The following is an 11,431-nucleotide window of genomic DNA, read 5'->3' on the forward strand; positions in this document are numbered from 1 at the left end:
CACCAGCGTACCGAACCTCGGTCAGAGTGTTCGATAGTCAGATCTTCAGCAGTCGGAGGAACATCGTGGACATCGTCCGTCACGTCATCAACGGAGTGGAGACCGCCGAAGCGGCCCGCACCGGTCAGATCTTCGATCCCGCCACCGGCCAGGTGTCGAAGCAGGTCGCCTTCGCCTCGACCGCCGAGGTGGATTCCGCCATCGCCGCCGCTGCCGCCGCCCTCCCCGCCTGGCGCGAGACCAGCCTGATCAAGCGCGCCGATGTGTTCTTCCGCCTGCGCCAGCTGCTCAAGGAGCGCACGCCCGAGCTCGCCGCGATCGTCACGTCCGAACACGGCAAGGTGCTCTCGGATGCGGCCGGCGAGGTCTCGCGCGGCATCGAGAACGTCGAGTTCGCGGCCGGTCTCGTGCACCTGCTCAAGGGCGAGCGCAGCGAGCAGGTCTCGCGCGGCGTCGACGTGCACTCGGTCAAGCAGCCCGTCGGCGTCGTCGCCGCCATCACCCCCTTCAACTTCCCGGTCATGGTGCCGCTGTGGATGGTGGCCTCGGCTATCGCCTGCGGCAACACGGTCGTGCTCAAGCCCAGCGAGAAGGATCCGTCGGCTGCGGTGTGGCTCGCGAAGCTCTTCGCCGAGGCGGGTCTCCCCGCCGGCGTGCTCAACGTCGTCAACGGAGACAAGGAGGCCGTCGACGCGATCCTCGACTCCCCCCGGGTCGAGGCCGTCAGCTTCGTCGGCTCCACCCCGATCGCCCGCTCGATCTACCAGCGCGCCTCGGCCGCCGGCAAACGCGTGCAGGCGCTCGGCGGCGCGAAGAACCACATGGTCGTGATGCCGGATGCCGACATCGACGCGGCCGCCGACGCCGCGGTCTCCGCCGCCTACGGCTCCGCCGGCGAGCGCTGCATGGCGGTCTCGGTGCTGGTCGCGGTGGGCGACATCGCCGATGACCTCGTCGCCGCGATCTCTTCGCGCATCGACGGTCTGAAGATCGGTCCGGGCGCCGACGCCGCGAGCGAGATGGGTCCGCTCATCACCCGCGAGCACCGCGACAAGGTCGCGTCCTACGTGACGGGCGCCGAGGCCGAGGGCGCGAAGGTCGTCGTCGATGGCACGCAGAAGCAGTTCGAGTCGGAGGGCTTCTTCCTGGGCGTCAGCCTGATCGACCGCGTCTCCCCCGGCATGAAGGTCTACGACGACGAGATCTTCGGCCCGGTGCTGTCGGTGGTGCGCGTCGAGACCTACGCCGAAGCGGTCGAGCTGGTCAACGCCAACGCCTACGGCAACGGCACGGCGATCTTCACGCGCGACGGCGGCACGGCACGGCAGTACGAGTTCGACATCGAGGTCGGGATGGTCGGCGTCAACGTGCCGATCCCGGTGCCGATCGGCGCCTACTCGTTCGGCGGATGGAAGGATTCGCTGTTCGGCGACTCCCACATCTACGGCCCGGAATCCGTACACTTCTACACCCGCTCCAAGGTCGTCACCACCCGCTGGCCCGACCACACCCCTTCCCAGATCGATCTCGGCTTCCCGAGCAACCACTGACGAGGAGCACACCACGATGACGAACTTCACCGACCGCCACGGCGTCTCGCACCCGCTCCCCGCCCCCGAGGCCGAGGCGCAGGTGCGTGCGGATGACCGCGGCCACGTGTTCCACTCCTGGAGCGCGCAGGGCCTGATCGACCCGCTGCCCGTCGCCGCGGGCGAGGGCTCGACGTTCTGGGACTACCAGGGCAATGCCTACCTCGATTTCTCCAGCCAGCTCGTGAACCTGAACCTCGGGCACCAGCATCCGGATCTGGTCGCGGCCATCCAGCAGCAGGCCGGGCGTCTCGCGACGATCCAGCCGTCGATCGCGAACGACGTGCGCGGCGAGCTCGCGCGTCTGATCGCCGAGGTCGCGCCGGAGGGGCTGGAGAAGGTGTTCTTCACCAACGGCGGCGCCGAGGCGAACGAGTACGCGGTGCGCATGGCCCGCCAGTTCACCGGCCGTCGCAAGGTGCTGTCTATGTACCGCAGCTACCACGGCTCCACCTCGACGGCGATCTCGCTCACCGGCGACCCGCGCCGCTGGGCCAACGACACCGTCGACTCCGGAGCGGTGCGCTTCTTCGGGCCGTACCTGTACCGCTCGCCCTTCCATGCCGAGACCCCGGAGCAGGAGTCCGAGCGGGCGCTCGCACATCTCGAGCAGACCATCCAGCTCGAGGGACCGCAGACGATCGCCGCGATCATCATCGAGACCGTCGTCGGCACCAACGGCGTGCTGGTGCCGCCGCCCGGCTACCTGCAGGGTGTGCGCGAGCTGTGCGACCGCTACGGCATCGTGTACATCGCCGACGAGGTCATGGTCGGTTTCGGGCGGCTCGGCGAATGGTTCGGCATCGATGCGTTCGATGCCCGCCCCGACCTGATCACCTTCGCGAAGGGCGTGAACTCGGGCTACGTGCCGTTGGGCGGCGTGGTGATCTCCGACCGCATCGCGAGCGCCTTCGACACGATGCCGTTCGCGGGCGGACTGACCTACTCGGGCCACCCGCTGGCGTGCGCGGCGGGTGTCGCGACGTTCGAGGTGTTCCGCCGCGACGGCATCCTGGAGCGCGTGCGCGACCTCGGCGAGCGCATCGTCGGTCCGACCCTGCGATCCTGGGCCGAGACGCACCCGAGCGTCGGCGACGTGCGCGGCCTCGGGCTCTTCTGGGCGGTCGAGCTGGTGCGCGACCAGGAGACACGAGAACCGCTCGTGCCGTTCAACGCCTCGGGTGCGGATGCCGCCCCGATGGGCGCCTTCGCTGCGGCGGCCAAGAAGGCCGGAGTCTGGCCGTTCACGCACTTCAACCGCATGCACGTGGCCCCGCCGCTGGTGATCAGCGAGGACGATCTGGTCCGCGGTCTGTCCGTGCTCGACGAAGCCCTGAGCGTGACCGACGAGGCCGCCGCCGGCTGAGGGAACGGAGAGCCGCGCCTACTTGGAGTCGAAGTCGAACGCCTTGAGCAGCTCGACCACGGCCTTGTCGCGTTCCTCACCGCCCGCATCGAACATGTCGGTGACGTGTGTGCGGAGATGGTTCTCCAGCAGCAGCCGGTTCAGCGACTCGAGGGAGCGCTGGATCGCGCGGGACTGCGTGATGATGTCCATGCAGTACTCCTCGTTCTCGATCATCCGCGCGACGCCGCGCATCTGCCCCTCGAGGATGCTCGTGCGGTGCAGGGCGCGCTTCTTGATGTCTTCGATCACGTCTCGAGGCTACCGCCCGTGAAAGGATGACGTCATGCCGCGAACACCGATGACGCAGCTCTCGCCCGCTGACCAGGAACGCCTCCGCGCGCTCCGCCGGATGAAGGCCGTCGCCCTCGGAGCTCTGGTGTTCATGGCCGTGGTCTTCGTGTTCGCCTTCGCCTTCCAGCAGCGGTTCGACTGGCTGGCCTATGTCCGAGCAGCGGCAGAGGGCGGGATGGTGGGTGCGCTCGCCGACTGGTTCGCCGTGACCGCGCTGTTCCGTCGTCCGCTGGGGCTGCCGATCCCGCACACCGCGATCATCCCGAGCCGCAAGGACGAGATCGGCCGGAGCCTCGGCGAGTTCGTCGAGACGAACTTCCTGGCGGGCGACGTCGTGCGCACCAAGCTGTCGAGCACGCACATCGCCCTCCGCGCCGGCGAGTGGCTGCGTGAGGCTCCCCACGCCGAGCGGGTCGGCGCCGAGGGCGCGACGATCGCGACGGCGGTGCTCAATGCGCTGAGCGACGACGAAGTGCGCGACCTCATCACCGACCTCGCCCGCGAGCACCTCGTCGCTCCGGAATGGGGCCCGCCCGCGGGCGCCTGGCTGGAGAAGATCGTCGAGGCCGACGCCCATCACGGCGCCGTCGATCTCGCCGTCGACAGCATCGGACGCTGGCTCGAGGCCAACGCCGAGTCGTTCTCGGGGCTCGTCTCGCGGCGCCTTCCCGGCTGGGTGCCGAAGCTCGCGCATCGTTTCGTCGACGACACCGTCTACAACGAGGCGATCAAGTTCGTCCACGCCGTGCAGGCCGATCCGCGGCATCCGGCTCGCATCGCCATCGACGGCTACCTCGGCCGCCTGGCCGACAATCTGCAGAACGACCCCGCCACGCGCGCCAAGCTCGAGAACGCGAAGGCGTCGCTGTTCGACAGCCCTCGGGTCGGCGCTCTGGCCGCCGAGGCCTGGAACACCGCGAAGAACGGGCTGCTCACGGCCCTCGCAGACCCCGAGAGCGGGCTGCGCCGACGCGCGGTGCAGGCGCTGCAGGAGGTCGGCGAGCGCCTGACGACGGATGCCGCGCTGCAGACCCGGGTGGACACCTGGGTGTCCGATGCCGCCGTCTTCCTCGTCGACCGCTACCGCCACGACATCGCCTCGATCATCACCGACACCGTGGAGCGCTGGGACCCGGCCGAGACGACGGAGAAGATCGAGCTCATGGTCGGCCGCGACCTGCAGTACATCCGCCTGAACGGCACGTTCGTCGGCGCCCTCGCCGGCCTCGCCATCTTCACGATCGCCCACGCCCTGATCCCCGGAGTCTGACATGGCACCCGCATCCCGACAGCTGAGTCACGACCCGCTCTGGCCGCGCGCCGGATCCTGGCCCGCCTTCAGCGGCACGGCGGATGCGGTGCTGCTCGGCGTCCCCACCTGGCGCACGTCGCTCTCGCCGACGGGTGCCCATGCGACGCCGACCGCGATCCGCGAGGCACTCCCCCGGTATGGAACGGCGCTGATGGACCCGCCCGCGATCGAACTCGACGAGGTGCTGCGCATCGCCGACGCCGGCGACGTGACCGACCCCGACGGGTCCGCCGGCGAGGCGAGGGTCATCTCCCGCGTGCGCGAACTCGTCGGTGCCGCCGACCTCGTGATCGCGCTCGGCGGCGACAACTCGCTCACCTACCCTGTCGCCCTCGGCGCTGAGGCGACGGGGTTGATCACGTTCGACGCACACTTCGACCTTCGCGACGGCATCTCGAACGGCACGCCGGTCCGCCGCCTGGTCGAAGACCAGCCGGCCGCGTCGCCGCTCGATACCGTGCGGATCGATCCGTCCAGGATCGTGCAGATCGGCATCGCCGACTTCGCGAACTCCGCCGCCTACGCCCGGCGTGCCGCCGAGTGGGGCATCCGGGTGATCACCCTCGACGAGCTGCGCCGGCGCGGCATCGATGACGTGGTCGCGGAGGCCCTCGAGGTCGCGGGCGCCGGCGAGGACTCCCGCGTGCACCTCGACATCGACGTCGACGTCTGCGATCGCTCGGTGGCGCCGGGCTGCCCGGCGAGTGTGCCGGGCGGACTCCAGGCGTGGGAGCTGCGCGCGCTGACCCGCGCCGTGGCCTCGGATCCCCGCGTCGTGAGCGCCGACATCGCCGAAGTCGACGCCACCGCCGATGCCGAGGATGCCCGCACGGTCCGGCTCGCGGCGCTGTGCGTGCTCGAACTGCTCGCCGGTCTCGCGTCGCGCCGATGAGGATCGTCGTCTCCGGCACGCACGCGAGCGGGAAGAGCACATTGATCTCGGACTTCCACGCCGTGCACCCCGAGTACCGCACGCTGGGCGACCCCTTCGAGGATCTCGATCTCGAAGAACCGGCCGGCGAGGCCGGCTTCGCGGCCCAACTGCGGATCGCGACCGTGCGCCTGCAGGAGCTGTCCGCCGATGACGATGTCATCGCCGAGCGCGGGCCGCTCGACTTCCTCGCCTACCTCATCGCGTTGGAGCGACTGGGGCGCAGCGACGGAGCACTCCTCGCGCGCGCATCGAGGATCGTCGAGGAGTCGGCGGAGAGCATCGACCTGCTCGTCGTGGTGCCGTTGGACGGTGAGCGTCCGATCCATGTCCCCGACGATGAAGACCCCGAGCTCCGCGAGGCGATGGATCAGGCGCTGCAGGAGATCGCAGAAGACCTCGAGCACGACGACGACGTGCGCGTGATCACCGTCGGCGGCGACGCCGCATCACGACTGCGCGCGGTGCTCGCGGCCGTCGCCGGCTGAGCGTCCGTCATCCGACGGTCGCGCCGTCCTTCCACACCCGACGCACCAGGGGCACGCCCGGGCGGTACGCGAGATGCACGCGGGTGGGGGCATCGAGCAGCACGATGTCGGCGCGGGCGCCGGGGGCGATGATTCCGACGTCGTCGCGCCGCAGCGCACGGGCGCCCCCTGCGGTCGCCGCCCAGACGGCTTCGGCCGGAGTCAGTCCCATGTCGCGCACAGCGATCGCGATGCAGAACGGCATCGACGAGGTGAAGCTCGATCCCGGATTGGTGTCGCACGCGAGGGCCACGGTGACGCCCGCATCGATCAGGCGCCGCGCGTCGGGGTACGGCTGTCTGGTCGAGAACTCGACTCCCGGAAGCAGGGTCAGCACGGTGGAGCTCTGAGCGAGTGCGTCGATGTCGGTGTCGGTGAGATACGTGCCGTGGTCGATGGATGCTGCGCCCAGCTCGACCGCGAGGCGCACGCCGTCGCCCGGTCCGAGCTGGCTCGCATGGACGCGGGGCGCGAGTCCGCGCGCGATCCCCGCCTCGAGCACCCGCCGTGATTGCGCCACGGTGAATGCGCCGGTCTCACAGAACACGTCGATCCATTTCGCGTGCGGTGCACAGGCGTCGAGCATGGGACCCGTGACCAGGTCGACATACTCATCGGGGCGGTCGGCGTACTCCGCGGGAACGACGTGCGCGCCGAGGAAGGTCACCTCCGGTGTGACCTCCGCCGCCACACGCACGAGCCTCTCCTCGTCGGCGACGCTCAGCCCGTAGCCGCTCTTGATCTCGACGGTGGTCGTCCCCTGTGCGAGCATCTCGGCGAGGAACCCGCGAAGTCGAGAGCGCAGCTCGTCGTCACTCGCTGCCCGGGTGGCGGCGACGGTGGAGCGGATGCCCCCGGCGGCATACTTCTGTCCCGCCATGCGCGCCTCGAACTCCGCGGCACGGTCGCCGGCGAACACGAGGTGGCTATGACTGTCGACGAATCCGGGGAGCACGGCCCGGCCACCGGCATTCACCATCTCGTCGGTCGCCGGCGCATCCGCCGCCGCACCGACCCAGGCGATCCTGTCGTCCTCGATCACGACGGCCGCATCGCTCAGGGTTCCACACGGGTCGCCGTCGGTGGCGATATTGGTGGTGAGTTCTGCGATGTTGGTCAGCAGCGTGCGCATCGCCGTTCCTCCCGTTCGAGATCCTTCGAGTGTGTCAGAGCATCGGGATGCTCAGGCCACGCTCGCGCGCGACCTCACGGGCACGCTCGTACCCCGCATCCACGTGGCGCATCACACCGGTGCCTGGATCGTTCGTGAGCACGCGTTCGAGCTTCTCCGCGGCGAGGGCCGACCCGTCGGCGACCGTGACCTGGCCGGCATGGATCGAGCGGCCGATGCCGACACCGCCGCCGTGGTGCAGCGACACCCAGGAGGCGCCGGACGCAGTGTTCAGGAGTGCGTTGAGCAACGGCCAGTCCGCGATGGCATCGGAGCCGTCCTTCATCGCCTCGGTCTCGCGGTACGGCGACGCGACGGAGCCCGAGTCCAGGTGATCGCGTCCGATCACGATCGGTGCCGAGAGCTCGCCCGATGCGACCATCTCGTTGAACTTCAGCCCGGCGAGGTGTCGCTCCTTGTAGCCGAGCCAGCAGATGCGCGCAGGAAGGCCTTCGAAGTGCACCTTGTCGGCGGCCTTCTCCAACCAGCGGTGCAGCGCCGCATCCGCCGGGAAGAGCTCGGCGATGGCCCGGTCGGTCTTGTAGATGTCCTCGGGGTCTCCGGAGAGAGCCGCCCAGCGGAAGGGGCCTCGCCCCTCTTCGAACTGCGGACGGATGTAGGCCGGCACGAATCCGGGGAAGGCGAAGGCCCGGTCGTAGCCGCCCAGCTGTGCTTCGGCTCTGATTGAGTTGCCGTAGTCGAACACCGCGGCCCCGGCATCCTGGAACGCCACCATCGCCTCGACGTGCGAAGCCATGGATTCGCGTGAGCGGCGGGTGAACTCCTCGGCGTCGCGCTCGACCTCCTGTTTCCACTCCTCGACTCCGATGCCGACCGGCAGGTATGCGAGCGGGTCGTGCGCGCTGGTCTGATCGGTCACGATGTCGATCGGCACACCGCGGCGCAGCAGTTCGGGGAAGACCTCGGCCGCATTGCCGACGACGCCGACCGAGAGAGCCTCGCCGGCCTCCTTCGCTGCGACGACCCGGGAGACGGCGGCATCCAGATCCCTCGTGTACTCGTCGAGATAGCCGTGCTCCACGCGACGGGCGAGACGCGATTCGTCGACGTCGACGATCAGCACCGCGCCGTCGTTCATGGTCACGGCCAGAGGCTGGGCACCGCCCATCCCACCGGCACCGCCAGTGAGTGTGAGGGTGCCGCGCAGGGAATCCCGCCCGAGTGAGCGCGCCACTGCGGCGAAGGTCTCGTATGTCCCCTGCAGGATGCCCTGGGTGCCGATGTAGATCCACGAGCCCGCGGTCATCTGCCCGTACATGATGAGGCCGAGTTCTTCGAGACGGCGGAACTCCGGCCAGGTCGCCCAGTCCCCCACCAGGTTCGAGTTGGCGATGAGCACGCGCGGAGCCCACTCGTGGGTGCGGAAGACACCGACCGGCTTGCCGGACTGCACGAGCAGGGTCTCATCGGGTTCGAGCTCGTCGAGGGTGCGCACGATCGCGTCGTACGCCTCCCAGCTGCGGGCAGCCTTGCCGGTTCCGCCGTAGACGACGAGGTCTTCCGGGTGCTCGGCCACTTCGGGGTCGAGGTTGTTCATCAGCATGCGCTTGGCGGCTTCGGCGCCCCAGCTCTTCGCGGTGCGCGTGTTGCCGCGCGCGGCGCGGACGACACGGGGCCCTGCGGCGGTGCTCTCAGACGCGGTGCTCTCAGACGTCGTGTTCTCAGCCATCGATGTGCTCCTTTGCGATGCGGGCGACGTCGCCCGACTGGACGAGGACGGTGACGGCTTCCATCTCCGGGGAGAGGAAGCGATCGGGGCCCGGGCCGGCGGCGACCGTGCGGACCAGGTCGCGCACAGCGCCGGTCGCGGGTCCCGCCTGCAGCGGAGACCGCAGGTCGAGCGCACGGGACGCGGTGAGGATCTCGATCGCGAGCACACGCCCGAGGCCGTCGATCGCCCGGCGCAGCTTGCGGGCTGCGGCCCATCCCATCGAGACGTGGTCCTCCTGCATGGCGGACGACGGGATCGAGTCCACCGATGCCGGCACCGCGAGGCGCTTGAGCTCGGAGACGATGCCCGCGGCGGCGTACTGCGCGATCATGAGCCCGGAGTCGACACCCACCTCGTCGGCCAGGAACGGCGGGAGGCCGTGGCTGCGTGCCGGATCCAGTGCGCGGTCGGTCCGGCGTTCCGACACCGAAGCGACATCGGCGACGGAGATGGCGAGGAAATCGAGCACGGCAGCGACCGGCGCCCCATGGAAGTTGCCGTTGGACTCGATGCGTCCATCCAGGGTGATGACCGGGTTGTCGATCACGCTGGCGAGCTCGCGGCCGGCGATCATCGCTGCGTGGGCCATGGTGTCGCGGGCCGCTCCGTGCACCTGCGGCGAACACCGCAGTGAATAGGCATCCTGCACGCGCCCGTCCTCGGGACCCTTGTGGCTCGCGACCATGGGGGAGTCCGCGAGGAACGCGCGGAGGTTGCCCGCCGATTCGGCCTGACCCGTCTGCGGTCGCAGCGCCATGAGGTCGGCGGCGAACACGGCATCGGTGCCGAGCTGGGACTCGATCGACATCGCCGCAGCGACATCGGCGGTGAGCAGGAGCGCCTCGAGATCGTGCAGCGCGAGCACCAGCATTCCGAGCATGCCGTCGGTGCCGTTGATGAGGGCGAGCCCTTCCTTCTCGACGAGCACGAGGGGAGCGATGCCCGCCGCCGCGAGGGCATCCGCTGCGGGCAGCAGCGCGCCGGATGCGTCGCGCACGTCGCCCTCACCCATCGCAGCGAGGGCGATGTGCGCGAGGGGGGCGAGGTCGCCGGAGCACCCGAGCGACCCGTACTCGCAGACGAGCGGAGTGATCCCGGAGTTGAGCATGGCCGCATACGTCTCGACGACGACGGGACGCACACCGGTGCGTCCGGAGCTGAGCGTCTGCAGGCGCAGCAGCTGTAACCCGCGGACGACCTCTCGCTCGACCTCGGCGCCGGTGCCGGCGGCGTGGGAGCGGATCAGGCTGGCCTGCAGCTGCAGGCGCCGGTCGGGTGCGATGAAGGTGGTCGCGAGCGCGCCGAACCCGGTGGAGACGCCGTAGTGCGGATGCGGGTCTGCAGCGAGGCCGTCGATCACGCGACGGGCTTCGGCGACACGACCAAGAGCATCCGCATCGATCTGCACGGGCGCATCGTGACGGGCGACGGCGACGACATCAGCGGGCGACAGCGGGGCCGCGCCGACGACAACGGGGACAGGAACAGTCATGACTCGATTCCACACCCGACGTGTCGTGAGCGGCACCCGTTCGTGCGACACTGTGTCTGTGATCCCAGACAACGCAGGCACCGCGTCGGACGGCGGCGCGCAGGTACCTGCGGCGGAGAACACGCTCCGCATCCTGAGCTTTCTCGCCGCACGTCCCGCCCCGGTGGCCGCCTCAGCGATCGCGCGCGAGCTCGAGCTGCCGCGATCCACGGTCTATCACCTGCTCACGACGCTGGCCGCTCACGGGTTCGTACTGCACCTGCGCGAGGAACGACGGTGGGGACTCGGCGCCTCGGCGTTCGAGCTCGCTGGCGGGTACACACGACAGCAGCCACTGGCGCGGAGAGGCAGGCCGCTGGTGGCCGCGCTCTCCGACCGCTTGGGCGAGAGCGCTCACCTCGCCGTCATGAGCGGCGGCGATGTGCTCTACATCGTCGAGGAGCGTGCACCGCGACGCCCCGCTCTCGTGACCGACGTCGGCGTGCGGCTGCCCGCGCACCTCACCGCCTCAGGGCGCGCGATGCTCGCCGCGCTCCCCCGCGAGCAGGTGCGGGCACTGTATCCCGACCTGTCGGCTTTCCCCGACCGCACCGGCCTCGGCCCTCGCACACCCCGAGAACTACGGGAGCTGCTGCGCGAGGTGCGCTCGCGCGGGTATGCGACCGAGAACAGCGAGATCGCTGATGGGCTGCGCAGTGTCGGCGCCGCGGTGCTCGATGCTGCCGGGTGGCCCGTCGCCGCCGTGGCCGTCACGTGGGGGCGCGCAGAGCTGGATGAGGAGTTGCTGGCCGCAGCCGTGCAGGAGTGCGCGGCGATGCTGGAGTCGCGCCTCAAACGCTGAGAGCGCCCCCGCGTTCCGCGGCTTAACGCAGAAGAGCCACCCCGTATGGGATGGCTCTTCTGTCTTCTCCAGCACAATGCAAAATGGCCACCCATCGATGGGTGGCCATTTTGTCTAAAAGGAGTCCGGCGGTGTCC

10 protein-coding genes are annotated in these 11,431 nt (G+C 69.7%); 6 read left to right on the top strand and 4 right to left on the bottom strand.

Annotation, left to right across the window (positions count from 1 at the left end):
* Positions 1-65 precede the first annotated feature (65 nt).
* Both DW298_RS05465 and DW298_RS05470 read left to right on the top strand, forming a co-directional pair.
* Entirely contained in the window at positions 66-1,550 is a 1,485-nt protein-coding gene (locus DW298_RS05465) for a CoA-acylating methylmalonate-semialdehyde dehydrogenase (protein WP_136041443.1), read from the top strand.
* A 16-nt stretch (positions 1,551-1,566) separates the two neighbouring features.
* Positions 1,567-2,955, top strand: a complete 1,389-nt coding sequence (locus DW298_RS05470) for an aspartate aminotransferase family protein (RefSeq protein ID WP_136041444.1) — start codon at positions 1,567-1,569, stop codon at positions 2,953-2,955.
* An 18-nt stretch (positions 2,956-2,973) separates the two neighbouring features.
* Here the strand turns inward: DW298_RS05470 and DW298_RS05475 are convergent, their stop codons facing one another.
* Positions 2,974-3,246: a metal-sensitive transcriptional regulator gene (locus tag DW298_RS05475; RefSeq protein ID WP_136041445.1), complete on the bottom strand. Its 273-nt coding sequence runs from the start codon at positions 3,244-3,246 to the stop codon at positions 2,974-2,976.
* Positions 3,247-3,280: 34 nt separating this feature from the next.
* On the opposite strand from DW298_RS05475, the gene DW298_RS05480 reads away from it, so the two are divergent.
* From DW298_RS05480 to DW298_RS05490, 3 genes are read left to right on the top strand one after another with little or no spacing between them, the layout of a single operon-like run.
* Complete coding sequence (locus DW298_RS05480; RefSeq protein WP_136041446.1) at positions 3,281-4,558, top strand: DUF445 domain-containing protein; 1,278 nt, start codon at positions 3,281-3,283, stop codon at positions 4,556-4,558.
* A gap of 1 nt (position 4,559) precedes the next feature.
* Positions 4,560-5,492: an agmatinase family protein gene (locus DW298_RS05485; RefSeq protein WP_136041447.1), complete on the top strand. Its 933-nt coding sequence runs from the start codon at positions 4,560-4,562 to the stop codon at positions 5,490-5,492.
* Entirely contained in the window at positions 5,489-6,019 is a 531-nt protein-coding gene (locus DW298_RS05490) for an AAA family ATPase (RefSeq protein WP_136041448.1), read from the top strand. The genes DW298_RS05485 and DW298_RS05490 overlap by 4 nt, the downstream gene beginning before the upstream one ends.
* A 7-nt stretch (positions 6,020-6,026) precedes the next feature.
* On the opposite strand, the gene hutI is transcribed toward DW298_RS05490, so the two are convergent.
* Genes hutI through hutH form a run of 3 tightly spaced genes read right to left on the bottom strand, consistent with a single transcriptional unit; the run spans position 6,027 to position 10,453 of the window.
* Complete coding sequence (gene hutI, locus DW298_RS05495) at positions 6,027-7,190, bottom strand: imidazolonepropionase (RefSeq protein ID WP_136041449.1); 1,164 nt, start codon at positions 7,188-7,190, stop codon at positions 6,027-6,029.
* A 34-nt stretch (positions 7,191-7,224) separates the two neighbouring features.
* Positions 7,225-8,919: a urocanate hydratase gene (gene hutU, locus DW298_RS05500; RefSeq protein WP_136041450.1), complete on the bottom strand. Its 1,695-nt coding sequence runs from the start codon at positions 8,917-8,919 to the stop codon at positions 7,225-7,227.
* Positions 8,912-10,453 (bottom strand): histidine ammonia-lyase, encoded by a 1,542-nt coding sequence (hutH, locus tag DW298_RS05505; protein ID WP_136041451.1) that lies wholly within the window; start codon positions 10,451-10,453, stop codon positions 8,912-8,914. Before hutH ends, hutU begins: the two co-directional genes overlap by 8 nt.
* A 52-nt stretch (positions 10,454-10,505) precedes the next feature.
* Between hutH and DW298_RS05510 the strand changes: the two genes are divergently transcribed.
* Positions 10,506-11,294 carry an IclR family transcriptional regulator gene (locus DW298_RS05510; RefSeq protein ID WP_136041454.1) on the top strand — a complete coding sequence of 263 codons (789 nt, stop codon included), beginning with the start codon at positions 10,506-10,508 and terminating at the stop codon, positions 11,292-11,294.
* Positions 11,295-11,431 lie beyond the last annotated feature (137 nt).

The sequence above is a fragment of the Microbacterium sp. A20 genome (genome assembly GCF_004794515.1).
Lineage (GTDB): Bacteria > Actinomycetota > Actinomycetes > Actinomycetales > Microbacteriaceae > Microbacterium.

Excerpts from the sequence above, each read along its gene's own strand:
- DW298_RS05470 (WP_136041444.1), top strand. The coding sequence starts at position 1,567 with ATGACGAACTTCACCGACCGCCACGGCGTCTCGCACCCGCTCCCCGCC.
- DW298_RS05480 (WP_136041446.1), top strand. The coding sequence starts at position 3,281 with ATGCCGCGAACACCGATGACGCAGCTCTCGCCCGCTGACCAGGAACGC.
- DW298_RS05485 (WP_136041447.1), top strand. The coding sequence starts at position 4,560 with ATGGCACCCGCATCCCGACAGCTGAGTCACGACCCGCTCTGGCCGCGC.
- DW298_RS05490 (WP_136041448.1), top strand. The coding sequence starts at position 5,489 with ATGAGGATCGTCGTCTCCGGCACGCACGCGAGCGGGAAGAGCACATTG.
- hutI (WP_136041449.1), bottom strand. The coding sequence starts at position 7,190 with ATGCGCACGCTGCTGACCAACATCGCAGAACTCACCACCAATATCGCC.
- hutU (WP_136041450.1), bottom strand. The coding sequence starts at position 8,919 with ATGGCTGAGAACACGACGTCTGAGAGCACCGCGTCTGAGAGCACCGCC.
- hutH (WP_136041451.1), bottom strand. The coding sequence starts at position 10,453 with ATGACTGTTCCTGTCCCCGTTGTCGTCGGCGCGGCCCCGCTGTCGCCC.